This is a genomic window from Actinoplanes sp. NPDC048988, from assembly GCF_043197815.1.
In the GTDB taxonomy this organism is placed as follows: domain Bacteria; phylum Actinomycetota; class Actinomycetes; order Mycobacteriales; family Micromonosporaceae; genus Actinoplanes.
Genome location: NZ_JBICTW010000014.1, coordinates 102386 through 128146, shown reverse-complemented (window position 1 = coordinate 128146; position 25761 = coordinate 102386). Strand labels below are relative to the sequence as shown.

Sequence of the window (25761 nt, the reverse complement as noted above, 5' to 3'; positions counted from 1 at the left end):
TCCCCCCGGGGCCGGTCTCGGAGGTACATGCCGTGAGCCTCGCTCGTTACGGCGCCCGCTCGGCCGGGTTCGCCCTGCTCTACCTTTTGGCCCTGTACGCCGGGCACGCGCTCGACGGCGCGCTCTGGCCGGCCGCCGCCGTGGGCGCGGTCTGGCTGGTCGCCCAGGGCGCGCACGGCCCGCGCCGCTTCGACGCCCTGGTGATGCTGGTGCTGGCCGCGCTCGTCCCCAGCACCGGCACCCTGCTCGACGGCGTGACCCAGGCAATCCCGCAGGTGGTACCGGCGGTGCTGTTCGCCTGGCTGCTGGACCGCTGGCTGCCGCTGTACTGGCACGGCGTCCAGGGCGATCTGAGCCGTCTCGTCGGCGCGTCCGCCGTCGCGGCGGTCGCCGGGGCGGTCCTGCAGGGCGTCATGTTCCCCGCCGACTTCACCTTCGGCACCGCCGGCTGGGCCGTGGTCCGCGACTTCCTGACCGTCGCCGTCACGGTCGTCGTGGCGAAAGGGCTGCTCAAGAAGGAGCCGCGCCAAAAGCCCGGCGAGAATTACCGCGAGACGTTGCGCCACCGCCTCGACGAGGTCTTCCACGAGGACGAGAAACCGGCGCCGCGCAAGCGTTCACATCTTCGGATCGTGAAGTGAGCTGACCACCGAAAGCGTCTCGTCGAGCCATCGGCGAGGCACGAAATGGCCGAACGTGTCGTTCGCGAAATAGGACACCCCGTCGATCGATCCGGCCTCCGCCACCAGCACCTCACGCTGATAGCGGTAGGTCCGCCGATCGTCGAGGTGCGTCCGGTACCAGTACCAGGGATCGACGAAAATCGAGCCCGAAGATGACCCGCGGCCCGCGGAGCGCCGCCTTGCTGCGCAAGTTCGGCACGATCTTCGTCCGCTCGACGATGACCGCGAAGGTCGACACCAGAACGGCGTCGAGATTGGCGTACGCCTCGTCGGTCATCCCCCACGCCGCGTGCTCGGTCTCCACGGGCCAGTAGGTGTGCATCCAATAGATGAGCCCCACGCCGATCTCGGCCCGCAGCCGAGTGAAGAACCGTGTGATGCCTTCGATCCGCTCCGGCGTGACGGGCGGCGCGTTCGACGGCCGCCAGAATCCCACCAGCCCGAACTGATTGCCCAGCAGTACGCCGTCGAGGCCGAAGTCGCTGACGAAGGCGCCGGTCTGTGCCGCCACGAAGTCCCCCGCCACGAGGCCGTCGGGAATGCCGCCGGGACAGGCGGCGTACTTGTGCGCATCGGCGGCCAGCGGCAGTGTCACGTCGATGACCCCGGGCACGATGTGCCCACCGGCGTCGGCCGTGGCAGCGGCCACCTCCGGGTGCCGTTCCGTCTTCCATTCGCTGCGGCAGAACTCGGGCCCCGGCTCCAGATATTCCAGCAGCCGCACGGAAAGCCCGCGCCGGGCCGCCGCCGAGCGGATCGCCGCGTAGATCCCCGCCAGCAGGTGGTAATCCATCTCCTGTTCGGAGAGGACGAACATCGGACCGGCCGAGTACGGGTTGTCCGACCGCTCGTCACCCTCGCGCACCCGCGACGCTGTCGTCGCCCGCGACGTTCTCGCCGCCGGTCGAGCATCCGGCCAAGGTCAGCAACCGGGCCGACGTGGCCACGGTGAAGCGTTTCATTCATTCCTCCGAATAGGGGGCCTCAGCCCTTCAGGCCGCCGGCGAAACCCTTGATGATGTCGGCCGCGTCTCCGAGGTCATGCTCGACCAGGCGGCCGCCCTGGCCGCCCGCCTCCGCGCGGAAGGCATCCGCTGACGTCCCCCGGCCCCTAGAGTCGAGCCATGGCCACCCCCGATCCCGCCGCCGCCCCCGATCCCGCCGCCTCCCCCGCCTCCGCCGCCGATCCCGCCGTCGCCGCTCGCGAAGCCGAGCGCGCCCGCCTGCGCGAGGCTCACCTCAAGCCGGCCGGCGCCCGGCCCGCCTCGACCGCCCGCGGCCTGCACCACACCGCCCTGATCAGCAGCGACGTCGAGCGCACCATCCGCTTCTACCAGGACGTGCTGGGCTTCCCCCTGACCGAGCTGATCGAGAACAGGGACTACCCCGGCTCGTCACACTTCTTCTTCGACATCGGCAACGGCAACCTCCTCGCCTTCTTCGACTTCCCCGGCCTCGACGTCGGCCCGTACGCCGAGGTCCTGGGCGGCCTGCACCACATCGCGATCAGCGTCGAGCCGGCCCGATGGCACGCCCTGGTCGGCCGCCTGACCGGGGCCGGCGTCGAGCACGAGGTGCACAGCGGCGTCTCGGTCTACTTCCGCGACCCCGACGGCGCCCGCATCGAGCTGATCGCCGACCCGCTGGGCGAGATGTACGGCCAGCACGTGCTCTGACCGGCTTACGGCGGCCGGGGCTGATCGCGCCCGACGGGCCGCCGCATGGTGACGCGGGGCCAGCGGTCGAGGCCGGCCGCGGCCTCGTGCTCCCGCACGGCCCGCAGGCCCGGCGTGAGCTCACCCTCGTCGACCACGGCGAACCCCCGCCGGCGGTAGTAGGGCGCGTTCCAGGGCACGTCGGCGAACGTCGTGAGCGTCAGCGCTTTCGCGCCGCACTCCACCGCATACTGCTCGGCCCGCTCCAACAGCGCCGAGCCGGCTCCCTCGCCCTGCCGGCTCGGATGGACCGACACCTGCTCCACGTGAACGTCGCCGTCGACGAGCCGCGCGAGGAGATAGCCGACCGGACCGCCATCGGCCGCGACCCACGCCCGCCCGGCCCGCTCGTAGTCCGTGAGGACCTCGATCGAGGGTGGATCGTCGTCGGCTATCGCGGCCATGCCGATCGCGCGGAAGCCCTCACCCGCGGCGCGCTCGATCTCTTGCAGGAAAGGAAGGTCGGCCGGAAGCGCTGCCCTGATTCGCATCGGGCCATTGTGGCGGCTCCGCGAAGATCATCGGAGTTGTCCACAGTTTCTCCGTTATCCACAGGCTGGGAAAATTTTCCGGCACGGCGCCGGCGATCCGGCAAGGATGGACGCGTGACCGATTCCCGCGCGATCCCGCCGCTCAGCCGTCCTCTCCACGCCGTCGTCCGCCCGCCGGGCTCCAAGAGCATCACCAACCGGGCCCTGCTCTGCGCCGCCCTCGCGCCCGGCACCTCCACCCTGACGGGCGTGCTGTTCGCCGACGACACCCGCGCGATGATGACGGCGGTGGGCGCGCTCGGCGCGTCGGTCGCGGTCGACCCCATTTCCCGTACGGCGTCGGTCACCGGCGGTGGATCGCCCGCCGAGGGAGCCGTCGTCGACGCCCGCCAGTCGGGCACGACGTCGCGCTTCATCCTTCCGGCGGCGGCCCTGTTCGGCCGCCGGACGGTCGTCGACGGCACACCGCAGCTGCGCGCCCGCCCGTTCGGCCCGGTGCTCGACGCGCTGCGCCAGGTCGGCGCGAAGGTCGAGGAGCTGGGCGAGCCCGGCTACCTGCCGGCCGCGGTCAGCGGCCCCATGCACGGCGGCCCGGTCCACGTCAGCGGCCACATCTCCAGCCAGTTCCTCTCCGGCCTGCTCATGGCCGGCCCGCTGATGCGCGACGGGCTCCAGGTGGCGCTCACCTCGGAGCTGGTCTCCGTTCCGTACGTGGAGATGACCAAGGCCGTGATGGCCGCCTTCGGCGCGACGGTGGAGGACCTGACCGTCCGCCCCGGTGGGTACACGGCCCGTGCCTACGACATCGAGCCCGACGCCAGCGCCGCCTCCTACTTCCTGGGCGCGGCCGCCATCGCGGGCGGCCGGGTCACCGTGAGCGGCCTCGGCACGGCGAGCCTGCAAGGTGACGTCCGCTTCGCCGACGTCCTCGAGCGCATGGGCGCGACCGTCACGCGTACGCCGGATTCCTTGACCGTGAGCTCCTCCGGCGCCCTGCACGGCATCGACGTCGACATGGCCGACATCTCCGACACCGCCCAGACCCTGGCCGCCGTCGCCGTCTTCGCCGACTCACCCACCCGCGTCCGCGGCATCGGCTTCATCCGGGGCAAGGAGACCGACCGCGTCGCCGCCGTCGTGACCGAGCTCCGCCGCGCCGGCGTCGACGCCGTCGAGGACGAGGACGGCTTCACCATCAACCCCGGCGAGCCGCGCCCGGCCACGTTCGAGACGTACGAGGACCACCGCATGGCGATGAGCCTGTCCCTGCTGGGACTGCGCGCTCCCGGCATCGAGGTCCGCGACCCCGGCTGCGTGGCCAAGACCTATCCCGACTTCTTCGCCGACCTCGAAGCTCTCCGGGACTAGCCAGGCACGAAGCATGGCTGGCGGTGACGCAGCTGACGATGCGTTCGCGCGGCGGGCTGTTCTATTCTCCGCCTCATGATTGAACGTGTTCAAGTATGGCTCCGGTGGGCGCGGGCGCACCCCGTGGCGGTCGGTTACGTCAGTGTCGCGTTCGCGTTGAGCGTCGCGCAGAACTTCGACATCAAGGCCCGGCTGGTGCTCTGGTTCGCCTGCGCTCCGCTGAGCGTGGTCTCCGGGCCGTACGAGCTGCTTGCCGTCTCGATCACGGGAGACCTGCTCGGCGACACCGTCGCGCGCATCGCGGACACCCTCTGGTGGGTGATGCTCGCCGGCCTGCAAGCGCTCGCCGTCTGGGGAATCCGGGCGCTCCTGTTGCAGGCCCTGGCGAAATGCCGCTCTACAGTTCAGCCGTGATCTCAAGGTTGGCGGGGACGGCGGTGCGATACAGCCGGAAGTTCCTGGTGACGGCCACGCTCGGCGCCGTTCACCTGCGCCGCTCGCGACCCTGGAGCCATGGTTTGATGATCGCCATGAACGACTACGGGTGGTTCGAGATCACGGGTCCAGGCCTCTCGGTGGGATCCTGCCTGACCTTCGTCAAGGGCCGCACCAGCGACGAGGTCGCACACGCTCTCGGCGGCTCGGTCATCGGGCGGATCGTCGGGCTTGACGATCTGGACGAGCACAACTTTCTCCGTGGCCGTCACCGAGCTGACGGGCGGAGCGCTGATCGTCGAGCAGTACAGCCAGCTCGGCACCGACGAGGAGATCCTCGAGACGCTGTCGCGGGGTACCGACGTCGCCACCGTGTACCACTCCGAGCACAACGACGAGCTGTTCATCTGGGCGAAGGACGGGGATGTCCGGGTTTCCTTCGATTTCCGGAACGCGTCGTGGCGCGAAGGCAGCGAACCGGACGCCCTTCTGGACGTTCTCCGGGCGATGGGATTCAACCTCGGTCCCGACGATCCGGACGATCCGGATTACGTGTTCGACGAGCAGGCCTCCGGGCGGGCCTTCGATCTCGCGGAGCACGTCACCGGTGTCCGCCTGACCGAGGCGGTGCTCACGTCCAGCTTCTCGCTCGTACGGGTTCCCGCGTTGGCGTGATGCAGTCGTCGAAGAGGGCGCCCACGGCCCCGCCCATCCCCCGGGCCGCTGTCGTCGCGCTCGCCCGTCAGGGCAACGCTGTCACGCGGTGCTCCAAGGCTTGACCCACCCAGCCGTCCACCTGCCCCATCCAGTCAACGGCGTGGGCTACGGTGAATGCCGGCGTCTTCGAGGGTCCACCCGAGGGTGCTGAAGGCGCCGATCGTGTTGTGGAGCAGGAAGCGGCGCCACGACATGGCGGTGATGCCGGCCAGGACACCGTTGAACTGGCGCAGGCCGTCCAGGAAGCGGGCGACCACCACCACGTAGCTGCCGCGCCGGGCGAAGAACGCCTCGATCTTGGCGAACCGGGGCGGGGTGAGGAACACGTAACGGCCCCACCGATGGACGGCTCGACGGCCGCCGCGGGCGCCGAGCCAGTAGCCGAGGTTGTCGCCGAGGACCGCCGCCGTGAAGGACAGGGCCGCGACCAGCCACACGTCGAGCCGGCCCCAGTGCGAGTAGATCGCGGCGGCCACCATCAGGGTCTGTCCGGGGGTGGGCAGGCCGAAGCTCTCCACGAAGATGATGACGAACAGGGCGATGTAGCCCCAGTTGTCGAGGAGCGGCGCGAGGTCGCGCAGCAGCGGCGGCAGGCCTTCGTGCGAGTGCATGACGGCCATGCTGAGGGGCCGAACCTAAGGATTGGCTGAATTCAGCGGCTCTTCAGGTCGCCGGCCGTAGCGTCCGCCGCGTGTTCAGCCACCCGATATCCGGCGCCGCGTACGGTCTCGATCCGCTCCCGGCCGATCTTCTTGCGCAGGTAGCCGATGTAGACCTCCACGATGTTGGGATCGCCGTCGAAGTGGGCGTCCCACACGTTCTCCAGGATCGCGGTCTTGGTCATCGCCTGCCCGGGGTGGCGCATCAGGAACTCGAGCATGGCGAATTCGCGTGGGGTGACCGAGACGGGCTGATCGCCGAGGCGGATCTGGCGTTCGGCCGGGTCGAGGGTGAGGTCGCCGGAGCGCAGCACGGCCGGGCGTTCGGGCGCGCCCCGGCGGATCAGCGCGCGCAGCCGGGCGATCAGCACGACGAACGCGAACGGCTTGACCAGGTAGTCGTCGGCGCCGAGGTCGAGGGCGTCGGCCTGGTCGTAGTCGCCGTCCTTGGCGGTGAGCATGAGGATGGGCGTCCAGACGCCGCGACCGCGCAGTTGCCGGCACACCTCGTAGCCGTTGAGCCCGGGCAGCATGATGTCGAGCATGATCGCGTCGTAGGCGCCGTGCGGGCTCTCGGTGGCCGCCCACAGGCCGTCCACCCCGTCGTGCACGAGGTCGACTGTGAAGCCCTGCGCGGCGAGCCCGTCGCGGATCGTGTCCGCCATCGTGACCTCGTCCTCGACCACGAGCACCCGCATCTCGCCTCCCTCAACCCGCACGATCAGCTTAAAAGCTAGCGTGTCCGCTATGCCCCTTTTCCTGAGGCTGCGGCGGCGGCTCGGCGTGCGGATGCGCTCCGCGCTGGCGGCCGGCGTCGTCGTGGCGGTGGCCTCGGTCATCGCCGGCGGCATCCTGCTGGTCACCGCGCGCGGCCTGCTGCTGGAGGACGTCCGCGCCGCCGCCGACGACCGGGCCGATCAGGTGGCGGCGGCGGTGGCCTCGGGCGACAGGTTCGCGCTGCGGTTCGCGCTGCGGGAGGACTCCTGGGGCAGCCGGGTCCAGGTGGTGGACCCGACCGGCACGGTGATCGCCCGGTCCGGGGTCTCGCGCGTGGCGATCTCCACGCTGCGCCCGGCCGCGGGACACGACGCGTACGAGAAGACCGCGAATTTCTGGATCCAGGCGACCGGGGTCTCGACGCCGTCGGGTGAACGGATCGTCGTGGTCGCGGTGTCGCTGGAGCTGGTGCGCTACGGCACGCGGGCCATCCTGACGGCGCTGCTGGTGGGCCTGCCGATCCTGGCGGTCCTGGTCGGTGTGGCGGTGTTCTTCTTCGTGGGCCGTACGCTGCGGCCGGTGGAGGCGATGCGCGGGCGGGCGGCGTCGATCACCGCGACGAACCTGCACGCTCGCCTGCCGGTGCCGGTCGCCGAGGACGAGATCGCCGCGCTGGCCCGCACCATGAACACGATGCTCGACCGGATCGAGGCGTCGGCGACGGCCCAGCGGCGGTTCGTGGCCGACGCCAGCCACGAGCTGCGCAGCCCGCTGACCACGATCCACGCCAACGCCGACCTGCTGGCCGGGGTGGCCGGGCTGGGCGAGACGCCGGCCCGCTCGGTGCGGCGCATCCACCAGGAGAGCGCGCGGATGTCGCGCCTGGTCGACGACTTGCTGCTGCTCGCCCGGTCCGACGATCAGGAGCTTGCGGTACGCCGGGAGGACGTCGACCTCGACGATCTGGTCTACGCCGAGCGGGACCGGATCGCCGTCGAGCATCCCGGCCTGCACATCCAGGGCACCGTCGACCCCGCGCGCGTCTGCGGCGACCGGGATCAGCTCGCCCGGGTGCTGCGCAATCTGACCGACAATTCCCTTCGGTACGCCCGGAGCACCGTCACCGTCAGTTCGGCGGCGGGCCGGGACTTCGCGGAGATCGTGGTCGGCAACGACGGTCCCCCGATCGCGCCGGAGAACCGCGAGCGGGTCTTCGACCGGTTCGTCCGGCTCGACGACAGCCGGTCGCGGGGCAGCGGCGGCACCGGCCTCGGCCTGGCCATCGCCCGCGAGATCACCCTCGCCCACGGCGGCACGCTGGAGGTGCTGGACCTGCGGGAGGGCGCCGCCATGCGCGTGCGCATCCCCACATTCAACGAATCTTAAGGTCGGCCTCCCTACCGTCTCGGCCATGACTGTCTCGACCACGACGCGGCCGCTCATGAACCAGCCGCTGACCCTGTTCGTGCCGCCTCGCCGGCGGACTTCGGCCCGGAGCCACGTCTGACCATGCGACGCTCAGCTTCATGATCGCGACCCTCGTGGTGATCGCGGCGGTCACCGGCGCGTGGTCGCTCGTGGCCGGCCGGCTCGAACGGTGGCACGTCCGCGTACCCCTGGTGATGGTCGTGGCCGGCATCGTGACGGCGATCTTCACCGACGCCTTCACCGGCACCGTGAACTCGACGGTCGCCCAGCACGTGGCCGAGGTGATCCTGGCCGTCCTGCTCTTCGTCGACGCCACCGAGGTGCGCGGCGGCCGGCTCTTCGGCGACGAGCCGGGCCTGGCCGCCCGCGCCCTGCTGATCGCCATGCCGCTGAGCCTCGGGCTCGCCGTGCTGATCGGCTGGCTGCTGCTGCCGCCCAGCCTGTCCTGGGCCGCCCTGCTGGTGATCGCCTGCATCGTCGTGCCGATCGACCTGGCCCCGGCCGAGTCGCTGGTCCGCGACCGCCTGGTCCCGGCCCGCGTCCGCGAACTGCTCAACGTCGAGAGCGGCTACAACGACGGCATCATGTCGCCCGTCTTCCTGTTCGCGCTGATCCTGGCGGGTACGTCGTCGACGGCGGACACGCCGCTGGAGGCCCTGGGCGCGGCCGTACCCAGCGCGATCAAGGCGATCCTGGCCGGGGCCGGGCTCGGCCTGCTGATCGCCGCGCTGATGAACCTGGCCGACCGGCACGGCTGGACCACCGGCCAGTCCCGGCGCATCACCGTGGTGGCCGCCCCGCTGCTGGCCTACACCGCGACCGCGGCGATCGGCGGCAACGGCTTCGTGGCCGCCTTCGTCTGCGGCCTCGCGTTCCGCTACCTGCGCCACGTACGGCCGAACCATCCGGTCAAGCACCGCGCGCAGACGCCGGACCTGCAACTGCTCGAGGACACCGCCGCCATGGCCACCATCGCCATGTGGTTCTACCTCGGCAACGCCGTCGTCCTGACCGTCCGCTACGGCGTCGGCTGGCAGCTGGCGGTCTACAGCCTGGCGGTGCTCACCGTCGTCCGCGCCGGCCCGATCCTGCTGTCGCTGCTCGGCTCCTCGATGACCTGGCGTGAAAGACTCGTCGTGGCCGCCATCGGCCCGCGCGGCACCACGTCGATCGTCTTCGGCCTGCTCGCCTTCAACGACCTCCCGGACGGCGAACTCGCCGAGACCGCGCTGGCCACCATGACGATCACCGTCCTCGCCAGCGTCCTGCTGCACGGCCCGGGCGCGGTGGTGGCCGGCCGCCTGCCCGGCCGGCGCCGTCCCGCGCTCTAGGGTCTGTCCTGCCGAGGGCTAACTCCGCAGGTATTTCGCGCGCTCCTCCGGCGTGAAGTCGCGGGTGGTGCGCTGGGCGGCCAGCGCCAGCACCTCGCCGATCGGCCCGCACACCTCGCACGGCGTGATCCGCAGGTGGTCGTCGTGCACGGTGATCAGCTCGCGTCCATCCGCGCTGAAGGCGAGATCCCGGGCGTCGGCCGGCGGGGCGAAGGTGAGGGCTTCGCCGCTGCCGTCGGTGTTCCACACGCGCAGCACGTCGTCGGTGCCGATGCCGGCGATCAGCCGGCCGTCCGGGCTGAAGCCGATCGCCGTGGTCTGCCCGGCCGTGCCGGTGAGGACGACCGGGCCGGCGTCACCGGCGACCGTCCACACCCGGATCGCCCCGTCGTCGCCCGACACCGCCAGGAGCCGGCCGTCCGGGCTGAACCGCGCGTGGTCGGGGTTACCGCCCGGGATGCTCAGCGACCGCACCACCCGGTCGGCCGCCGGGTCCCACAGCACCACGACCGGGCCCTGCTGGATCAGCGCCAGCCGAGTGGCGTCGGGACTGATCGCGATCGGCCCGTTGCCCTCGACGCTCGCGGCGGGTTTCGGGTTCCCGGCGTGCCACACGCGGACCTCGTAGTCGCCGCAGTCGAGCGCCAGGACCCGCCCGTCGCCGCTCAGGGCGGCCGTGTACCCGATCGGTCCCGGGGGCTGGGGTCCACAGTCGACCGGCCCGGGTGGGCCGCCGTCCCCGGCCGGCCACCAGCTGAGCCGCTCGCCGGCGCGGGCGGCGACGGCGCGCCCGTGCGCGCCGACGGCCAGGATCCGGGTGTCCGGCCGGGCACCGGGCAGCGTGGTCGTGGTGCGCGGCGGGTGGAACCCCAGGACGGAGACGGTGCCGGGATTCACCGACGCCACGGCGCTGCCGTCGCCGCTGAGCAGGGCCGGGCCGCGGGACGCCGGAAGGGGTACCGCCTCGGGGTCACCGGCGCCCGTGACGTCCCAGACGCGGGCGGTCGCGTCGTCGCTGCCGGAGACGAGGCTGCGGCCGTCCGGAGTGAACTGCACGTCGCGGACGGCCCCGTGGTGGCCGCGCAGGATCAGGCCCCGGCTGCCGTCGGCCACGTCCCAGATCCGGACGGTCCGCTCGTACGCGCCGGCGGCGACGCGGCGCCCGTCCGGGCTGAAGGCGACGCTGATGTACGTGAACTCGGGGTCCAGCAACGTCTGGGGCATTCCCCGCCCGTCGGCCGACCGGACCGTCACCTTCCCGCTGCCGCCGACGGCGATCCGGCGGCCGTCGGGGCTGAACGCCACCGCCGCCGGGAAGCGGTCCCCGGGCTGGCGGATCACGACCGGTGGCGACGTCGTGGCGACATCCCAGATCCGTACCGTGCCGTCGTCCGAGGCGACGGCGAGCCGCCCGCCCGGGCCGAAGGCGAGGCCGCCCGGAACGCCCGTGAAGGGCAACGACCGCAGCACACCGTCGCGGGTGGTGTCCCAGACGTACGCGTGGGAATCGTCGCCGAGCATGGCGGCCCAGCGCCCGTCCGGGCTGTACGCCACGGCCATCGCCGACGCGGCGATCGCCGGGTGGAGCGGCCGGGCCGCCTCCCCGGGCTTCCAGAGCACGACCTGATGGCTGCGGGTCGACGGATCGCTCGTCGCGATCGCCATCCGCCCGTCGGGCCCGAAGTCGGCGTACGTGCCGCGGACCGGCGCGGTCACCGCCGGGGACCGGCCCCGCGGGTCCCACACCTTGAGGTCGCCGGACAGGTCGGCGCTGACGGCCTGGGATCCGCTCACGCCGACCGAGTAGATCTCCGTTCCGTGCGCGTCCATCGTGTACGTGGTGCGGGTGTCGGCCGTGGCCTGCCGCAGCACCGACTCGGTCTCGTCGTCCGGGTGGAGCCGGTAGGCCCGTGAGGCGAGCAGCAGGGCCAGCTCGGGGTCGGTCATCCGCTCGGCCCGGGCGCCGGCCGCCAGCTCCCGGGCCACCGCCCGGTCGCGTTCGGCCGAGGCGCGCCGCGCGGACAGGACCGCGCCGGCGGCGAGAACGCTGACGACGGCCAGAACCGCGACGAGCCCGGCGAACAACCGGCGGGTACGGCGCTGGCCGAGCCGCGCCTCACGGTCGCGTAACGCCCGGCTCGCCTCCAGGAACTCCCGTTCCGGGCCGGTCAGGCCGACGGTCTCCGCGTCCAGCGCCTCCACCGCGTTCGACAGCCGCAGACCCCGGTAGAGCGCGCCGTCGTCGCGGCCCAGCGCCTCCCAGGTGGCGGCGGCCTCGGTCAGCCGCCGGTGCTGGCGCAGCCCGGCCCGGCTCTGCTCGACCCAGCCCCGCAGCCGCGGCCAGGCCCGGATCAGAGCCTCGTGGGCGATCTCCACGGTGTCCCGGCCGGTGCTCACCAGCCGGGCCCCGGCGAACGCCTCGACCACGGCCGGCGCCCGCTCGATCCCGTCCAGTTCGGCCCGGTCGAGCCGGCGGCGGATGATCACCCCGTCCGGCCCGACGTCGACCATCCGCAGCAGCACCCGCCGCGCGGCGGCCCGCTCCGGTTCGGACAACCGGTCGTACGCGGCCTCCGCGGTGTGCGCCACGGCCCCGGCCACCCCGCCGGCCGCCTCGTATCCGGCCAGCGTGACCATCGCGCCCTGCCGGCGGCGCCACGCCTCGCGCAGCGCGTGCGCGGCCAGCGGCAGGGCGCCCGGCGAGCCGGTCACCTGGGCCACGATCGTGGCCACCAGCGCGCCCTCGACCCGGGCGCCGCGCCGCTCGGCCGGTTTCGTCACCGCCTCGCGCAGCTGGGCCGGGCTCATCCCGCCGATCAGCACCTGGGCGTCGGTCAGCGCGGCCAGCAGCTCCGGATGCTCGGCGAACCGGGCGTAGTGGTCGGCCCGCACGGCCAGCACCACCCGGGCCCGGCCGTCCGGTTCCCGGCACATCGCCAGCAGGGCCGCGACGAAGCCGGTCCGCTCGACGGGATCGGCGCCGCCGGCGAACACCTCCTCGAACTGGTCCACCACCACCAGCAGATCACCGGCCGCCGGCAACCCCTGTCGGACCAGCAGAGCGGCCCGCCCCGGGTCCGCGCGCAGGTCGTCCAGCACCCCGCCGGCCGCCACCCCGGCCCGCCGGGCCAGGTGCACCGCGAGTTCCGCCAGCGGGTGGGTCCCCGGGGTCAGCACCACGGCCGGTCCACCCCAGGCGGGCACCAGGCCGGCCCGTACCACCGACGACTTGCCGGCGCCCGACGCGCCGAACACGGCCAGGAACCGCCGCTGCCCGAGGCGGGACACCAGGTCGTCGACGAGCGCGTCGCGGCCGAAGAACAGGTCGGCGTCCTCGGGCCGGAAGGTCGCCAGCCCCGGGTAGGGCGACCGCCCGTCCCCGTCGGCGGCGGCCGGCTCGTCGGCCGGCGCCACGGTCAGCCGTTCCGCCTGCCGCCAGCGCCGCTCCCAGTCCCCGGGGTCACCGTCACACGCGGCGACGTACGCCAGTGTCACCTCCAGCGTCGGCAGCCGCCGCCCCGACGCGGCCGCCGACAGGGTGGCCACCGAGTAGTTGACCCGCGCCGCCATCTGCCGGTACCCCGGCTTGCCGGCCTTGTCCCGCAGCAGCCGCAACTCGGCCGCCAGCTCCTCGACCGGGCCGCCTCGCCCGTCCAGCGGTCGTTCCGGCCTCGGCATCCTCCGGCCCCTCTCCCCCGCGAACCCCACGGTCCATCGTCGATTGTCGCCGCGTTGTCCAGCGTTGTTTGTCTGACGGCCGCCACCAGGGGCCAGACAACGCGCGCCCGGCTAGACAGGTAGGCAGTGACGCGGGGATCCCTGGACAACGGGGGGAGGGATCCCCGCGCTCATCCGGCGGTGACGTAGGCCGGCGCGAAGCCGGCCGCCGGGATCCCGAACAGCACCGGGACCATGACCAGCTGCGGGGTCAGCGTGGAGCGGGGCACCACCAGATCGAGCGCGGCGCAGCCGAGCGAGACCGGCCAGAACCAGGGCCGCGACACCGCCACGGGCAGCGCGGCGGGCCGGTGCGACAGCGTCGTCATGCTCCGCATCGTCGGCCCCGGCCCCTGTGCCGTCGCTGAGAACGCCGTGCGGGAAATGCCTGGCGGGCATGATGGAGGGGCTGACATCATCCGCCGGTGCGCGGGTTCGCGCGCGGGAGAGGATGATCCATGGCACCACCTGCCGCGAGCCGACGGGCGTGGGCGGCCGTCGTCGCGCTGTCGCTGGCCGCGCTCGCGTTCGTCACCACCGAACTGCTGCCGATCGGCCTGCTCACCCTGATCGCCGACGACCTGGACCGGTCGCGGTCCCAGGTGGGGTTGCTGGTCACCTGGTACGCCGCGGTGGTGGTGCTGTTCTCGGTGCCGCTGACCCGGCTCACCCGCCGGATCCCGCGCCGGAGGCTGCTCGGCGTCACCCTGGGGGTGTTCGCCGGGGCCAACCTGATCGCCGCGTTCGCCCCGTCGTTCCCGGTGCTGGCCGGATCGCGGCTGCTGATCGGCCTGTGCCAGGCGCTGTTCTGGTCGATCGCGGCGGCCGCCGTCAACGATCCGTTCCCGCCCGCCGCCCGGGGGCGGGTGGTGGCGCTGTTCTCGGTCGGAACGGCCCTGGCCCCGGTGATCGGCGTCCCGGCCGGCACCTGGCTGGGCCAGCAGGCCGGCTGGCGGGCCGCGTTCGCGGCGGTGGCCGTGGTCGGCGTCCTGGTCGCGATCGCGGTGGTCGTGCTCGTCCCGTCCTATCCGCCGCAGGCCGGCGGCGCGGCCCGGGGCAGCGCGCCGGACCGGGCCGCCTTCCGGTGGCTGGTGGCCGCCACCACGCTCGGCGTCTGCGGTTATCTGACGTTCACCACGTACGTCGGGCCGTTCCTGCTCGACGTCACCGGCCTGAGCGAGGGCACGCTGGCGCCGGTCCTGTTCGCCTCGGGCGCGGCCGGGGTGCTCGGCACGATCATCGTCGGGCAATTCCTGGACCGCCGGCCGGTCGCGGCCCGGCTGACCCCGCTGGCGGTGGTGGCGTTCGCGTTGCTGGCGCTCTATCCGCTGGGCGCGCTGCCGGTGGCCGCGGTGGCGCTGATCGCGCTGACCGGCGGCGGCTACTCGGCCTTCCCGGCGGCCGCACAGCACCGGATGCTGCAGGTGGCGCCGGCCAGCACCGACATGGCGTCGGCCTGGCTGAGCACGGCCTTCAACGTGGGGATCGCCGGCGGGTCACTGCTCGGCGGGGCGGTGTTGCCCGCGGCCGGCGCGCGGCCACTGGCCCTGATCGGCGGACTGCTGGTGCTGGCCGCGCTGACCGTCCTGACCGTCACCGCCCGCTCCGGCCGGGACCGCCCCGAGCGTCACACAGAGGCGAACACCGCTCGCATGACGCCATGAGCTGGCCGGTGCCGGCGGCGCGAGCGGCTTGCTGACCTACCGCCTGGCGCGCCGCCTCATTCGGGGCGCTTGACCACGACTGTCTTGCCGATGGCGGAGCCCGCCTCGACGATGGCGTGGGCCTCGCGCAGGCCGGCGGCGTCGATGCCCTCGACGCGCGTGGTCAGGGTGGTGTGCAGGACGCCCTTGTCGACCAGTTCGGCCACCTGGCGCAGGATGTCGTGCTGGGCGTGGCTCGTGGGGTCGTAGAGGGAGCGCGTGAACATCAGCTCCCAGTGCCAGGCGATGCTCTTCGACTTCAGCGGGAGCAGGTCCAGGCCCTCAGGCTCGTCGATCGCGACCACGGCGCCGAACGGGTGGACGATGTCGGCGAACGTCTCGACCATGCCGGCGGAGTGCGGGGTGAAGACGTAGTCGACGCCGTCGGGCAGGGCCGCGCGCAGGTCACCATGGTGGTCGACCACCCGGTGGGCGCCGCGGTCGAGCACGTACTGCCGGGATTCGGGCCGGGACGCCGTGCCGATGACCTCGAGGTTCGTCAGTTGCCGGGCGAGCTGGACGAGGATCGAGCCGACGCCGCCGGCCGCGCCCATCACCAGGATCGAGCCGGTGCTGTCCGCCGTCAGGCGCAGCCGGTCGAACAGGGCCTCCCACGCGGTCAGCGCGGTCAGCGGCAGGGCGGCCGCCTCGCCGAAGTCGAGCGAGGCCGGCTTGGGGCCCACGATCCGCTCGTCGACGACGTGGAACTGCGCGTCCGTGCCCTGGCGGGCGATCGAACCGGCGTACCACACCTGGTCTCCGGGCGTGAACAGCGTGACCGCCGCACCCACCGCGACGACGACGCCGGCCGCGTCGTACCCGAGCACGCCGGGGCCGCCGCCGCGGCGCACCTTGACGTCGACCGGGTTGACCGAGACGGCCTCGATCCGGACGAGCAGATCGTGCTCGCCGGGCTCGGGAACGGGCAGGGTGATGTCCTCCAGGACGTTGTCGCGGTAGCCGACCGCGCGCATCGTTTCGCTCATGACGAGGACGGTATTCCGAAGGCCCTAGTTACCGGCAAGGGATCTTAGTTCCCTTTGGGTACTACGATGGGGCCGTGACGACCGATTCCTGCTCCCGCCAGCATGACGTCTACGACGCCTCGTGCCCGTGCCGCCAACTGCTGGATCTGCTGGCCAACAAGTGGAGCGCCCTCGCGCTGGGCGCCCTCGAGGACGGCCCGCGGCGCTTCGGCGCGCTGCGCGACCGGCTCGACGGCGTCAGCCCGAAAGTGCTCACCGCCACACTGCGCCGCCTCGAAGAACAGGGGCTCGTCGACCGTACGGTCTACCCGTCCGTCCCGCTGCACGTCGAGTACGAGCTCACCGCGCTCGGCCAGGACGCGTGCGCGCCGCTGGCCGCCCTGCGGCAGTGGGCGGTGGCCAACATCGACCGCTTCCCGGCCCTCACCGGAGCAGCGTGACCCGGCCGCTGTCGAGGTCGTAGCGGGCGCCCACGACCCGCAGCTCACCGGTGGCCACATGCCCGGCGATGAGATCGCTGCGCGCCGTCAGCGCCGCCACCTGCGCCAGCACGTTGGCCCGGACACCGCGCTCGACGACGTCGCCGGGTCCCCCGGCGAGCGGTTCGACGATCGGGCGCAGCGCCTCGACGATCGCGCCGATGTGGCCCGGCGCCGTGCCGCCGCTCTCGATCGCGTCGACGGTGGCGCTGATCGCGCCGCAGCGTTCGTGGCCGAGCACCACGATGAGCGGGCAGCCGAACTCCTCGACCGCGAACTCGATGCTGCCCAGCAGCAGGTCGTCGACGATGTTGCCGGCGACCCGGTTGTCGAAGACGTCGCCGAGGCCCTGGTCGAACAGAACCTCGGGCGGCACCCGGGAGTCGGCGCAGCCGATCGTGACCACGAACGGGTGCTGCCCGGCCGCGACCTCGTGCAGCCGGTCGAGGCTCTGATGCAGATGATAGGCGCGCCCCGCGACGAACCGCCGGTTGCCGGCCAGCAGCCGCTCGAGCGGATCGTTGGGGTGAGCGGCGGCGGACGTGGGCACGGCGGCCGCCCCGACCAGGCCGGCGACGGCTCCCGAGATGAGCAGGGAGCGACGAGAAAGATCCATGAGCCTCGACATTAGCCAGCGGAGGCGATCGATGCTCGGACCCGTCAGGTGTCCGACACCCGGGCGGTCATCTCGCGCCGGTCGGTGCGACCGTGCGGTTGGACGCGGCCACCTGGCACTCCTCGTTGACGATGGTGATGAAGCGGCGTTCGCGCCGGTTGGCCTTCGTCGACCAGCCGTCGCTGACCTCGGTCCACCACTTCTGCGCCTCGGACTTGCGGAACAGGTCGGCGAGGTTGAACCGCAGTGCCTTCTCGTCCATCTGTCCCATGTGCCACAGCGTGTTCCAGTGCGCGACCCAGATGCTCATGCCGATGGCCGTCATCCGATCGTCGCCGGCCGCCCGGCCGGTCGCGTTGTAGTCCAGTTCGGGGTGATCCAGCATCAGTTTGATCAGTTCGAAGTGCCGTTCGCGGATGTCGGTCATCTGCGTGGCGCGGATCTGCTGTTGCTGGGCCGCGAGGAAGATCGCGACGGCGAGCAGTGCGGCGATCGACGCGATTGTCGGTAGATCGATCATCTCGACTCTCTGTTCGTTCGGGCGCCGTGCGGCCCCGTCGTCCGGGTCTCCGGCTGACGCGAACGGCAAGTCACGGCTGGGGGACCTCGACGGAAACTCTCACGCGATCGAGGTCGCCACAAGCCGTTGTCGCACACCCTGTCCGTCACCCCCGGCCTGACTAGCCTTCGGCAGTCAAGTGCTTGATTGTGTACGGAGCGTGCGCGAACCGGACACTGTCGGCTGAACGACACCCAGCTCATGCTCTCGCCGCTCAAGCTCCACAGTAGACAGACCGGACACCTGTCTTCCGGCGCGATCGCACCGGAGGTCTGTTCCGGTAACCGTAAGCCGGGGATAATGGCGAAGTACGCTATAAGGACTTATAGGACTTCCGAGGCGTAGCCTTCGAGGCTAGTTAACCTCACGCAAGGTGACCCTGTAAACACATTGGGTGAATGGCTTATGGGAACGGGCGCGGCCGGGCAGAATCCGGGCATGACCGACACGAAGATCCTGTTGTCCGAATCGGAGATGCCGCGGAACTGGTACAACCTCGTGCCCGATCTGCCCAGCCCGCCGCCACCGGTGCTGCATCCCGGAACGCTGCAACCGGTCGGTCCCGGCGACCTGGCCCCACTGTTCCCGATGGCCCTCATCGAACAGGAGGTGACCACCGAACGGTACGTGCCGATCCCCGACGAGGTGCTCGACGTCTACCGGCTGTGGCGGCCCTCCCCGCTGTTCCGCGCCCACCGCCTCGAAAAGGCCCTCGGCACCCCGGCGAAGATCTATTACAAGTACGAGGGTGTGTCGCCGGCCGGCTCGCACAAGCCGAACACCGCGGTGCCGCAGGCCTTCTACAACGCCGCCGGGGGCATCCGCCGGCTGACCACCGAGACCGGCGCCGGGCAGTGGGGAACGGCCCTGGCCTTCGCCAGCGCGCAATTCGGGATCGAATGCGAGATCTGGCAGGTGCGGGCGTCGTACGACCAGAAGCCGTACCGCAAAATGATGATCGAGACCTTCGGCGGCACCATCCACCCCTCACCGTCGGTCCTGACGTCGGCCGGCCGCGCCGTGCTGGAGGCCCATCCGGATTCCCCGGGCTCGCTGGGCATCGCGATCAGCGAGGCGGTCGAGGTGGCCGCCCAGAACGCCGACACCAACTACGCGCTCGGCAGCGTCCTCAACCACGTGCTCCTGCACCAGACGGTCATCGGTGAGGAGGCCCTGCTGCAACTGGCCAAGGCCGGCGCGACGCCGGACGTGATCGTCGGCTGCACCGGCGGCGGCTCCAACTTCGCCGGCCTGGCCTTCCCGTTCCTGCGCGAAAAGCTGGCCGGCCGCATGAACCCGGTGATCCGCGCCGTCGAGCCGGCCGCCTGCCCGTCCCTGACGAAGGGCGTCTACGCCTACGACTTCGGCGACACGGCCGGCATGACCCCGCTGATGAAGATGCACACCCTGGGCCACGACTTCATCCCCGACCCGATCCACGCGGGCGGCCTGCGCTACCACGGCATGTCCCCACTGATCTCCCACGTCTACGAGCTGGGCCTGATCGAGGCGGTGGCCAAGGACCAGCGCGAGTGCTTCGAGGCCGGCGTGACCTTCGCCCGCACCGAGGGCATCATCCCCGCCCCCGAGCCGACCCACGCCCTGGCCGCCTGCGTCGAGGAGGCCCTGCGCTGCAAGGAGACCGGCGAGGAGAAGGTGATCCTCACGGCCCTGTGCGGCCACGGCCACCTGGACCTGCCGGCCTACGGCCGCTTCCTGTCCGGCGACATGGTCGACCACGAACTCTCCAGCGACGCCGTCAAACAGGCCATGGCCACGCTCCCCACCATCCCCGCCTGACCCCGCGCGGGCGCGCTGCCGGCCGGCTTCGGTGTGGTGGCGGTCAGAAGCGGCCGCCTCCGCCTCGGCGGCCGCCTCCGCTGGAGTGGCCGCCTCCGCCGCCTCGGCGGCTGCTGCCTCCGAAGCCACCCGGGGAGCGGCCGCCGCCGGCCAGGATGCCGCCCAGGACGGCGCCGGCGAAAGCGCCGGCGTCGAAGCCGCCCGGGCGGCCGTAGGGGCCGGCGCCGCCCCAGCTCTGGACGTCGACGCGGGCGGACTGGCCGGCTTGGGAGGCCAGCTGGTGCGCCTGCTGGGCCTCGGACAGGGCGGTCACCGGGTCGGAAGCGGCCAGGCTCTCGGCCCGGGACAGGTGGCGCTGGGCCTCGGAGAGGGCGGCGCGGGCGCTGTAGTCGACGGCGCCGCGGCGGGTGGTGATGAAGTCGTTGGCCGCGAAGACCTCGGCCCGGGCCACCGGCAGGGCCTGGGCCAGCATACTGCGGGCGTGGGCGCTCCGCTCGGCGGCGTCGCGGGCGGCGGCCAGCGCGGCGTCCAGGGCGGCGTCGGCGCTCTGCAGGCGGGCCACGGCCGCGACCGGGTCGGGGCGGTCGGCGGCCAGGGCGGCGCGCACCTCGGCCAGCACCTGCTCGCCGCCGGTGACCGCGGCGGCCAGGCCCGGGGGCACCTCTCCCCCGCCGGTCAGCGCGGCGCGGCCGGCGGCGGTCTCGGCGGTCACCTCGGCCAGCAGGCCGTCGGCGGCGGACCGGGCCGCGGGCAGCTCGGTGGCGGCCCGCTCGATCGCCCGCACCAGGTGGTCCGCCTGATCGACGGCCTGCTCCCCGCCCCGTACAGCAAGCGCCGCCTCGGGGTTTCTGCCCTGGGTGAGAGCCTCGCGGGCCTGGCGCGCGGAGTCGGCGGCGAAGGCCAGGCGCTCGCGGATCTGGTCGGCGTTGCCGGTGATCGCGGTGACGGCGCCGCCGGAGAACCGGGCCTGCAGGTCGCGCACGGTCGCCTCGGCGCCGGGCACGGCCGCCTCGATCCGGGCGCGGCGGCGGTCGACCTCGTCGGCGACCTCGGCCGCGCGGGACTCCAGGTCGCGCAGGCGATCGAAGGCGTCCGACTCGTCGTCGAGGCGCTTGTCGGCGGCCTCGCACAGCTCGATGATGCGGGTCAGCTTGGAGCGGTCGCCGGGGGTGGGCTTCTCGTCGAGCGTCATCCGCAGCTGGAAGGCCTCGCCCACGTTGCGGCGGGCCTCGTCGAGGGCGGACCGGAACTGTGCGGTGGCCGGCTCGCCGTACTGAGCGGTGGCCAGTTCCAGTTCCCGCTCGCTGGCCCGCAGGTCGTCGTCGAGCTCGACCAGCAGCGCGTTGGCCCGGCTCGACAGCTCGGCCTCGGTCGGACCGGCCGGTGCCGGCGCGGGCGCGGCGGCACGGCGGCGGCGCCGCAGGAAAACCCAGGCCAGGCCGGCCACCACGACGAGCAGCACGATGAGGACGGCCCAGATCAGGCCGCTGCCGCCGGAGGCGGCGTCCTGGTAGCCCTCGGCGGCGGCCACGACGGCGCCGGACCAGTCACCCTTCCTGAGCGCGGGCTCGATGTCCTTCTCGGCGACCTCGGCCAGCTCTTTGTCGGAGATGCGCGCGTCGTCGGGGAACGAGTAGGCGTACGACCGGTCCTCGACCGCGATCGCGAGAAGCGCGTCCCGGTCGCCGAGGTCGCTGAGCCGCGCCGTCTCGTCGGTCCAGCTCTGGGCCGGGGTGCCGTCGAACGAGTCGACGAGCACCACCCAGAGCTGGATGCCGGTCTTGTCCTGCAGGTCCTGGACCGCGTTCTCGGCCGGCGCCCGGTTGTCGATCCAGCCGGAGGCATCGGTGAACTGGTTGTCGAGCCGCTGCGGCGCCTCGGCACGGGCCGGTGACGCCGCCAGCAGGACGGCCAACAGGGCGATCAGGAACGAGACGGCACGGCGCGGCATGCCTCCAACTTAGGCGAACGCCCGGTCGTACAGGCCCTGGAGGCCTTCGGCGTCCGCCTCGCCGCTGTAGCCGCAGATCAGCATGCTGGTCTCGGCCGACGCGACCAGGTACTTCTTGCCGTTCTCGAACTTGCCGCTGCCCATCATCTGCTCGGAGGAGTCGCCGGCCTGCGCGATCCGCACCTGGTCGGCGGCGGAGCCCCGGTAGACGCGGGTGACGTCGAGCGTGACGGTGGTGCCCTCGACGGCGGTGACGGTGCCGGCGAAGGCGAAGTCGGCCTCCTCGGCGAGGACTTCGGCGGTGGGTTCGACACACTTGGCCTGTACGCCCGTGGCGGTCAACTGGACGGTTCGCAGTTCCTGGGTGGTCACGGTCGGTGTCTCCTCGGGTCGAAGCGTCAGCCAGCCGATGCCGGCGGCCACCAGCACGAGGGCCGCCGCGGCCAGCGCGATGAGCGGGCGTTTGCGGGGCGGCGCGGGCGTGGCGGTGGTCATGATTTCCTCCAGCGGGAAGCGGTGCGGGGAGGCCGGCGCGATGTCCCGGGCCGGATCGGCGCGGCGCAGTCGCGCCCGCAGCTCGTCGTCGGTCATGGCCGGCTCCCCTCTGTCTCCCCCTCATGTCCGGCCGCCGCCGCGGCCTTTCGCAATTCCTCGCGCAGTTTCTCCTTGGCCCGGTGCAGCCGGATGGAGGCCGCGTTGGCCGAGACGCCGAGCACGACGCCGATCTGCGGGGGCGTGAGGTCTTCCCAGGCCCAGAGCCGCAGAAGCTCGGCGTCGGCGTCCCGCAGCCGCGCCATGGCGGTGGCGAGCTCGTCGTCCTCGGGCTCGGGCCCGTCGGTCACCGGCCGGGGCGGATCGATCGTCGCGATGCGCGCGAACAGCCGGGCCTGCCGCCGGCGGCTCCGCTCAGCGTTGGCCAGGCAGTTACGGGCGACCCCGTACGCCCACGGCAGGTGCTCCTCGGGCATCTCGTCCAGCCGCCGCCAGCACACGAGCAGCGTCTCGGACAGCACGTCGTCCGCGGTGGCCGCGTCGGTGCGCCGCACCAGATAGCGCCGCACCGCCTCGATCACCGCGGGGGCCAGGGCCTCGAACCGCCGCCGGCGCCCCTCCACGTTCACAGGGTCCACCCTCACACATGTCCGGGAGCCCCCGGCCCCTTTCACGATCGCCGAACGCGACGGTAGACCATCGGCCACGAGACACAGCGGAACCCTCGGATGAGCCTCCGAGGGTTCCCGCGTTATGTCTTCTCACCCCCGTTCCGGCCGGGGCCTCGTCCGCGCCTGCGCGCGGCCTTCGGGGGTGGTAACTCTTCCTGCGTGGAGACCGTCGACGCCGCACCGCTGGCGTCGACAACTAACGGTTGGTCGTCATCCCTCTGGGCGGAAACCTGACCAAGGTTCCCTGGCTCTATGTGGAATTCGCCTTGTTTGGTGACCCTGACATACGTCTTTACGCCTTTCCATGCCGCGAAGACCATCGCAACGACGCAGAGCAGGAAAAGCGCGAGCAATGCCAGGAGGGATGAGGCCGCCACTGCGATTATGGTCCACAGGGTGATCTCTCCCATTCCCGCTTAGAGCTAGATGGCGATGTTCGCCACGCCGCATCCTTTCTTTGGCAGTCGAACCTGACACGAAGTCGCGTGACCCTCTCGCGTATGGGATCGCCAAGTACGAGCGAGCAGCAATCCTGCCGGCGGATCGATGACGCCGCGATGAAGACGCCTGACTCGACCGGTCAGCAGGGCACGGCAGTCAACGAAGACGATCGCGTCGCCTTCGAACACTCCTGCCGATCATCTCGCCGAGCCAGTTGGTGGCGGATGACGTCGAAAGTCTAGGTGATGATCACCGCGGCCGGCTCGATCGTCACCCGTTCGTTGGCACGTATCCGTGATTCGCCGGGGGCGGTGAGCCGGAATGCTGACTCGGGCAAGAGGAACCCACGGGGAAGGACATTCCGATGCGTCGTCTCGTTCAGATCTTTGGTGCTACCAGCCTGGTCGTCCTGGCTGCCGCCTGCAGCGACACCACAACGCCGAGCGGGCAGGCCGCTCCCACGACTCCTGCCTCGGCTCCTGCTTCGGCGCCGGCCACGACTCCGGCCACCGAAGCTCCGGCGGCCACGCCGACTGGCCGGCCGACGGAGACCGGCCAGCCGACGGAGGCGGGGCACACCGATCCGGCCAAGTTCACGATTCGGCCGGATCGGATCGGGCCGTTGAAGGTGGGGATGAGTTTGAAGGCGGCCAAGGCGACCGGTCTCATCGTCGTCAACGCCGAGCAGCACGGTTCCGGGCCCGACGCCTGCGTCTCCGCGCACTGGAAGGGGCAGTCGGACGAGGACTGGATGATCTTCAACGGCAAGTACGGGCTGCGGGCGATCGACTCGTTCGGCGGCCAGAAGACGGCGGAGGGGATCAAGCCGGGCAGTACGCTGGCCGCGGTGCGCCAGGCGTACCCGCAGCTCACCTGGCGCGGCGACGGGGACGAGACGCCCCCGGCCAAGCGCACCGCCGGTGACGCGCTGGTCGACGTCGTGAAGGGCGACGGCGCCCACTACCGGATCAACATCGAGAAGAGCAAGGTCGTCTACGTGCAGGTGGAGAGCGACCGGCGCGGCTGCTACGAGTGACCGCCGGCGGCGTAGGCGTCGAGGCCGATCTGGACGACGCGCGTCAGGCCCGCGCGGTCGGTGGCGCGCAGCGTGCCCGGCGGCGGGCCGGACGCGAGGCCGAGGGCGACGATGCGCCGCGCGGCCCGCGTGTCGCGGCCGTCCAACGACGACCAGTCCAGTGACTCGTGGGACAGCAGCGCGTAGGCCACCCGGCGCCCGGCCGAGCGCAGCGCCTCCGGCACGAAGCCGTGGGCGGTCAGGTGCCAGGCCAGGCCGCCGGGGCAGCGGTAGACGGTGACGGTCTCGCCGTACGCCCGGGTGTCCTCGGCCGCGGCGGCGAGCGCCGCTTCCTCGTCGCGGTAGCGCTTCTTGCCGCAGGAGCAGTTGTAGCGCCGGCCCGCCATGGTCAGCGGCGAACCAGGGTGACCAGGAACTGGCCGGCGCCCGGGTCGACGGTGGCCGACACCGGCCGGGTGGGCAGCAGGCGGGAGAAGCGGTCCACCAGCCAGTCGGCGGTGGCCTGGGCGTCCTTCCGGGTCGGGCACCGGGCCACCAGTTCGCGGCCGCCCTTGCGTTCCAGCCGGTCGGCCACGGCGATCAGCGGGGCCGGCTCGGTGACGTGCAGGTGGCCGGGCCAGGCGATGGTCACCTTCACCGCGCCCTTGCGGGTGTTGCAGGCCCGGTGGGCCAGGCGCTCGGGAATCTTCGCCTTGCGGTCGGCGGTACGGGCGTCGACGCTGGGCCCCCGGGGGTCGTTCACCGGCATGTCGGGGTCCACCGGCTCGTCGCACACCCAGCAGCGCCAGCCATCACGGGCGGCCACGTCCTCAAGCTGACTCATCGCACCAAAATACCGTCGTTCGAGTCCGCTTCCCGTCGGGGCGGTTCCGGCCGCGCCACCTTCGGCGTATCAAGGGCGGAGCGGCGGCGGTGACCGATGTGTGCCGTCACTCCGGTGCCCGGTCGGCCGTTGGGCGGCTGGTGGTCGAGGTCGGTGATGACGGGCGGAGGCGGACCCATTGCGTACGGCCGGGGGTTGGGCTGACATCCATGCGGGACGGAGCCGAGAGGCCCTGGCCCGCGCGGGAGGGACTGCGGTGACGGAGCCGATCCGGGCGCTGATCGTGGACGGCCACGCGGCCTTCCGACAGGGGCTGCGGGCGCTGCTGGAGACGTCCGAGGACATCGAGGTGGCCGACGACGCGGCCAGCGGTGAGCAGGCCCTCGTCATGACGCCCCGGCTGCGGCCGGACGTCGTGCTGATCGACCTGGCCATGCCGGGGACGGGCGGTGTCGCCGCCGCCGAGCGGCTGGTGCGGGCCGTGCCGAACGTGCGGGTGCTGGTGCTGAGCACGGCCGATGACGACGACTCGGTGTTCGCGGCGATGCGGGCGGGCGCCCGCGGCCACGTGCCCAAGGGAGCCCGCAAGGCGGAGCTGCTGCGGGCCGTACGGGCGGTGGCCGCCGGGGAGGCGATTTTCGGGGCGGCTCTGGCCGTACGGCTGATGGGGTACTTCCCGGGACCCGATCGGCGCCAGGAGGGGGCGTTGCCGGAGCTCAGCGACCCGGAGCGGCAGATCTTGAGCCTGGTCGCGCGGCATCTGACCAACCAGCAGATCGCCGAGCGGCTGGGGCTCAGCCCGAGGACCGTACGCCATCACGTCTCCAGCGTCGTCGCCAAGCTCCAGGTCGCCGACCGGGCTCGGTGAGACCACCCGAACGGTGTCCCGGGGCGCGTGGGTCACGGACCGGGTGGAATGCCCCGGCACTGTAGAGTGGCCGTG

General features: G+C 72.2%; 26 protein-coding genes and 1 pseudogene. 12 read left to right on the top strand and 15 right to left on the bottom strand.

Going from position 1 to position 25761, the window contains the following annotated elements; all coding sequences use genetic code 11:
- Positions 1-32 precede the first annotated feature (32 nt).
- Positions 33-641: a hypothetical protein gene (locus tag ACGFJ7_RS33955; RefSeq protein WP_392645846.1), complete on the top strand. Its 609-nt coding sequence runs from the start codon at positions 33-35 to the stop codon at positions 639-641.
- On the opposite strand, the gene ACGFJ7_RS33950 is transcribed toward ACGFJ7_RS33955, so the two are convergent.
- Together ACGFJ7_RS33950 and ACGFJ7_RS33945 are read right to left on the bottom strand one after the other, a co-directional pair.
- A complete protein-coding gene (locus ACGFJ7_RS33950) occupies positions 618-752 on the bottom strand; it encodes a hypothetical protein (protein WP_392645845.1) in 135 nt (44 codons plus the stop codon). The two genes, ACGFJ7_RS33955 and ACGFJ7_RS33950, sit on opposite strands and share 24 nt — an antisense overlap.
- A 1-nt stretch (position 753) precedes the next feature.
- Entirely contained in the window at positions 754-1548 is a 795-nt protein-coding gene (locus ACGFJ7_RS33945) for a hypothetical protein (RefSeq protein ID WP_392645843.1), read from the bottom strand.
- A gap of 259 nt (positions 1549-1807) precedes the next feature.
- On the opposite strand from ACGFJ7_RS33945, the gene ACGFJ7_RS33940 reads away from it, so the two are divergent.
- The gene (locus tag ACGFJ7_RS33940; RefSeq protein ID WP_392645841.1) at positions 1808-2359 is read left to right on the top strand and encodes a VOC family protein; all 552 of its coding nucleotides are present in this window, start codon (positions 1808-1810) and stop codon (positions 2357-2359) included.
- Positions 2360-2364: 5 nt separating this feature from the next.
- Here the strand turns inward: ACGFJ7_RS33940 and ACGFJ7_RS33935 are convergent, their stop codons facing one another.
- Positions 2365-2889, bottom strand: a complete 525-nt coding sequence (locus ACGFJ7_RS33935; RefSeq protein ID WP_360257601.1) for a GNAT family N-acetyltransferase — start codon at positions 2887-2889, stop codon at positions 2365-2367.
- Between the two features lie 114 nt (positions 2890-3003).
- Between ACGFJ7_RS33935 and aroA the strand changes: the two genes are divergently transcribed.
- From aroA to ACGFJ7_RS33920, 3 genes and pseudogenes are all read left to right on the top strand, one after another.
- Positions 3004-4257 (top strand): 3-phosphoshikimate 1-carboxyvinyltransferase, encoded by a 1254-nt coding sequence (gene aroA, locus ACGFJ7_RS33930; RefSeq protein ID WP_360257603.1) that lies wholly within the window; start codon positions 3004-3006, stop codon positions 4255-4257.
- A 75-nt stretch (positions 4258-4332) separates the two neighbouring features.
- On the top strand, positions 4333-4671 hold the full coding sequence (locus tag ACGFJ7_RS33925; RefSeq protein ID WP_392645838.1) for a hypothetical protein: 339 nt from the start codon (positions 4333-4335) through the stop codon (positions 4669-4671).
- A pseudogene (locus ACGFJ7_RS33920) lies at positions 4647-5367 on the top strand (DUF6461 domain-containing protein). The gene ACGFJ7_RS33925 and the pseudogene ACGFJ7_RS33920 overlap by 25 nt, the downstream one beginning before the upstream one ends.
- Positions 5368-5501: 134 nt before the next feature.
- On the opposite strand, the gene ACGFJ7_RS33915 reads toward ACGFJ7_RS33920, so the two are convergent.
- On the bottom strand, positions 5502-6020 hold the full coding sequence (locus ACGFJ7_RS33915; protein ID WP_392645837.1) for a DedA family protein: 519 nt from the start codon (positions 6018-6020) through the stop codon (positions 5502-5504).
- Between the two features lie 41 nt (positions 6021-6061).
- The gene (locus tag ACGFJ7_RS33910; protein ID WP_360257611.1) at positions 6062-6766 is read right to left on the bottom strand and encodes a response regulator transcription factor; all 705 of its coding nucleotides are present in this window, start codon (positions 6764-6766) and stop codon (positions 6062-6064) included.
- Between the two features lie 49 nt (positions 6767-6815).
- On the opposite strand from ACGFJ7_RS33910, the gene ACGFJ7_RS33905 reads away from it, so the two are divergent.
- The gene (locus ACGFJ7_RS33905; protein WP_392645835.1) at positions 6816-8171 is read left to right on the top strand and encodes a sensor histidine kinase; all 1356 of its coding nucleotides are present in this window, start codon (positions 6816-6818) and stop codon (positions 8169-8171) included.
- Positions 8172-8311: 140 nt separating this feature from the next.
- Positions 8312-9544 carry a cation:proton antiporter gene (locus ACGFJ7_RS33900; RefSeq protein WP_360257616.1) on the top strand — a complete coding sequence of 411 codons (1233 nt, stop codon included), beginning with the start codon at positions 8312-8314 and terminating at the stop codon, positions 9542-9544.
- 18 nt (positions 9545-9562) lie between these two features.
- Here the strand turns inward: ACGFJ7_RS33900 and ACGFJ7_RS33895 are convergent, their stop codons facing one another.
- Positions 9563-13222 carry a hypothetical protein gene (locus tag ACGFJ7_RS33895; RefSeq protein ID WP_392645833.1) on the bottom strand — a complete coding sequence of 1220 codons (3660 nt, stop codon included), beginning with the start codon at positions 13220-13222 and terminating at the stop codon, positions 9563-9565.
- A gap of 170 nt (positions 13223-13392) precedes the next feature.
- Positions 13393-13590: a hypothetical protein gene (locus tag ACGFJ7_RS33890; protein ID WP_392645832.1), complete on the bottom strand. Its 198-nt coding sequence runs from the start codon at positions 13588-13590 to the stop codon at positions 13393-13395.
- A gap of 129 nt (positions 13591-13719) precedes the next feature.
- Between ACGFJ7_RS33890 and ACGFJ7_RS33885 the strand changes: the two genes are divergently transcribed.
- Positions 13720-14925 carry an MFS transporter gene (locus ACGFJ7_RS33885; RefSeq protein ID WP_392645830.1) on the top strand — a complete coding sequence of 402 codons (1206 nt, stop codon included), beginning with the start codon at positions 13720-13722 and terminating at the stop codon, positions 14923-14925.
- Positions 14926-14981: 56 nt separating this feature from the next.
- Here ACGFJ7_RS33885 and ACGFJ7_RS33880 read toward each other — a convergent pair whose 3' ends face one another.
- Positions 14982-15950, bottom strand: coding sequence for a zinc-binding alcohol dehydrogenase family protein (locus ACGFJ7_RS33880; protein ID WP_360257626.1), 969 nt, complete (start codon positions 15948-15950; stop codon positions 14982-14984).
- A gap of 74 nt (positions 15951-16024) precedes the next feature.
- Here ACGFJ7_RS33880 and ACGFJ7_RS33875 point away from each other — a divergent pair, with 74 nt between their 5' ends.
- On the top strand, positions 16025-16390 hold the full coding sequence (locus ACGFJ7_RS33875; RefSeq protein ID WP_360257628.1) for a helix-turn-helix domain-containing protein: 366 nt from the start codon (positions 16025-16027) through the stop codon (positions 16388-16390).
- On the opposite strand, the gene ACGFJ7_RS33870 is transcribed toward ACGFJ7_RS33875, so the two are convergent.
- Both ACGFJ7_RS33870 and ACGFJ7_RS33865 read right to left on the bottom strand, forming a co-directional pair.
- On the bottom strand, positions 16374-17045 hold the full coding sequence (locus ACGFJ7_RS33870; RefSeq protein WP_360257631.1) for a carbonic anhydrase: 672 nt from the start codon (positions 17043-17045) through the stop codon (positions 16374-16376). The two genes, ACGFJ7_RS33875 and ACGFJ7_RS33870, sit on opposite strands and share 17 nt — an antisense overlap.
- Positions 17046-17112: 67 nt before the next feature.
- Positions 17113-17565 (bottom strand): DUF6082 family protein, encoded by a 453-nt coding sequence (locus ACGFJ7_RS33865; RefSeq protein WP_360257634.1) that lies wholly within the window; start codon positions 17563-17565, stop codon positions 17113-17115.
- A 477-nt stretch (positions 17566-18042) separates the two neighbouring features.
- Between ACGFJ7_RS33865 and ACGFJ7_RS33860 the strand changes: the two genes are divergently transcribed.
- Positions 18043-19404 carry a TrpB-like pyridoxal phosphate-dependent enzyme gene (locus tag ACGFJ7_RS33860; protein WP_360257637.1) on the top strand — a complete coding sequence of 454 codons (1362 nt, stop codon included), beginning with the start codon at positions 18043-18045 and terminating at the stop codon, positions 19402-19404.
- A 43-nt stretch (positions 19405-19447) separates the two neighbouring features.
- On the opposite strand, the gene ACGFJ7_RS33855 is transcribed toward ACGFJ7_RS33860, so the two are convergent.
- Genes ACGFJ7_RS33855 through ACGFJ7_RS33845 form a run of 3 tightly spaced genes read right to left on the bottom strand, consistent with a single transcriptional unit; the run spans position 19448 to position 22476 of the window.
- On the bottom strand, positions 19448-21355 hold the full coding sequence (locus ACGFJ7_RS33855; RefSeq protein WP_392645827.1) for a TPM domain-containing protein: 1908 nt from the start codon (positions 21353-21355) through the stop codon (positions 19448-19450).
- A gap of 9 nt (positions 21356-21364) precedes the next feature.
- Positions 21365-21946: a hypothetical protein gene (locus ACGFJ7_RS33850; protein WP_360254770.1), complete on the bottom strand. Its 582-nt coding sequence runs from the start codon at positions 21944-21946 to the stop codon at positions 21365-21367.
- Positions 21943-22476, bottom strand: a complete 534-nt coding sequence (locus ACGFJ7_RS33845; RefSeq protein ID WP_360254768.1) for a sigma-70 family RNA polymerase sigma factor — start codon at positions 22474-22476, stop codon at positions 21943-21945. The genes ACGFJ7_RS33850 and ACGFJ7_RS33845 overlap by 4 nt, the downstream gene beginning before the upstream one ends.
- Positions 22477-23593: 1117 nt before the next feature.
- On the opposite strand from ACGFJ7_RS33845, the gene ACGFJ7_RS33840 reads away from it, so the two are divergent.
- Complete coding sequence (locus ACGFJ7_RS33840) at positions 23594-23995, top strand: hypothetical protein (RefSeq protein ID WP_360254766.1); 402 nt, start codon at positions 23594-23596, stop codon at positions 23993-23995.
- Here ACGFJ7_RS33840 and ACGFJ7_RS33835 read toward each other — a convergent pair.
- Both ACGFJ7_RS33835 and ACGFJ7_RS33830 read right to left on the bottom strand, forming a co-directional pair.
- The gene (locus tag ACGFJ7_RS33835; protein WP_360254764.1) at positions 23986-24381 is read right to left on the bottom strand and encodes a hypothetical protein; all 396 of its coding nucleotides are present in this window, start codon (positions 24379-24381) and stop codon (positions 23986-23988) included. The two genes, ACGFJ7_RS33840 and ACGFJ7_RS33835, sit on opposite strands and share 10 nt — an antisense overlap.
- A 2-nt stretch (positions 24382-24383) precedes the next feature.
- Entirely contained in the window at positions 24384-24818 is a 435-nt protein-coding gene (locus ACGFJ7_RS33830) for a hypothetical protein (protein WP_360254762.1), read from the bottom strand.
- A gap of 256 nt (positions 24819-25074) precedes the next feature.
- Here ACGFJ7_RS33830 and ACGFJ7_RS33825 point away from each other — a divergent pair, with 256 nt between their 5' ends.
- A complete protein-coding gene (locus ACGFJ7_RS33825) occupies positions 25075-25686 on the top strand; it encodes a response regulator (protein WP_392645824.1) in 612 nt (203 codons plus the stop codon).
- Positions 25687-25761 lie beyond the last annotated feature (75 nt).

Excerpts from the sequence above, each read along its gene's own strand:
- ACGFJ7_RS33940 (WP_392645841.1), top strand. The coding sequence starts at position 1,808 with ATGGCCACCCCCGATCCCGCCGCCGCCCCCGATCCCGCCGCCTCCCCC.
- ACGFJ7_RS33935 (WP_360257601.1), bottom strand. The coding sequence starts at position 2,889 with ATGCGAATCAGGGCAGCGCTTCCGGCCGACCTTCCTTTCCTGCAAGAG.
- ACGFJ7_RS33925 (WP_392645838.1), top strand. The coding sequence starts at position 4,333 with ATGATTGAACGTGTTCAAGTATGGCTCCGGTGGGCGCGGGCGCACCCC.
- ACGFJ7_RS33915 (WP_392645837.1), bottom strand. The coding sequence starts at position 6,020 with ATGCACTCGCACGAAGGCCTGCCGCCGCTGCTGCGCGACCTCGCGCCG.
- ACGFJ7_RS33910 (WP_360257611.1), bottom strand. The coding sequence starts at position 6,766 with ATGCGGGTGCTCGTGGTCGAGGACGAGGTCACGATGGCGGACACGATC.
- ACGFJ7_RS33905 (WP_392645835.1), top strand. The coding sequence starts at position 6,816 with ATGCCCCTTTTCCTGAGGCTGCGGCGGCGGCTCGGCGTGCGGATGCGC.
- ACGFJ7_RS33900 (WP_360257616.1), top strand. The coding sequence starts at position 8,312 with ATGATCGCGACCCTCGTGGTGATCGCGGCGGTCACCGGCGCGTGGTCG.
- ACGFJ7_RS33895 (WP_392645833.1), bottom strand. The coding sequence starts at position 13,222 with ATGCCGAGGCCGGAACGACCGCTGGACGGGCGAGGCGGCCCGGTCGAG.
- ACGFJ7_RS33890 (WP_392645832.1), bottom strand. The coding sequence starts at position 13,590 with ATGACGACGCTGTCGCACCGGCCCGCCGCGCTGCCCGTGGCGGTGTCG.
- ACGFJ7_RS33885 (WP_392645830.1), top strand. The coding sequence starts at position 13,720 with ATGGCACCACCTGCCGCGAGCCGACGGGCGTGGGCGGCCGTCGTCGCG.
- ACGFJ7_RS33880 (WP_360257626.1), bottom strand. The coding sequence starts at position 15,950 with ATGAGCGAAACGATGCGCGCGGTCGGCTACCGCGACAACGTCCTGGAG.
- ACGFJ7_RS33870 (WP_360257631.1), bottom strand. The coding sequence starts at position 17,045 with ATGGATCTTTCTCGTCGCTCCCTGCTCATCTCGGGAGCCGTCGCCGGC.
- ACGFJ7_RS33865 (WP_360257634.1), bottom strand. The coding sequence starts at position 17,565 with ATGATCGATCTACCGACAATCGCGTCGATCGCCGCACTGCTCGCCGTC.
- ACGFJ7_RS33860 (WP_360257637.1), top strand. The coding sequence starts at position 18,043 with ATGACCGACACGAAGATCCTGTTGTCCGAATCGGAGATGCCGCGGAAC.
- ACGFJ7_RS33855 (WP_392645827.1), bottom strand. The coding sequence starts at position 21,355 with ATGCCGCGCCGTGCCGTCTCGTTCCTGATCGCCCTGTTGGCCGTCCTG.
- ACGFJ7_RS33850 (WP_360254770.1), bottom strand. The coding sequence starts at position 21,946 with ATGACCGACGACGAGCTGCGGGCGCGACTGCGCCGCGCCGATCCGGCC.
- ACGFJ7_RS33840 (WP_360254766.1), top strand. The coding sequence starts at position 23,594 with ATGAGTTTGAAGGCGGCCAAGGCGACCGGTCTCATCGTCGTCAACGCC.
- ACGFJ7_RS33835 (WP_360254764.1), bottom strand. The coding sequence starts at position 24,381 with ATGGCGGGCCGGCGCTACAACTGCTCCTGCGGCAAGAAGCGCTACCGC.
- ACGFJ7_RS33830 (WP_360254762.1), bottom strand. The coding sequence starts at position 24,818 with ATGAGTCAGCTTGAGGACGTGGCCGCCCGTGATGGCTGGCGCTGCTGG.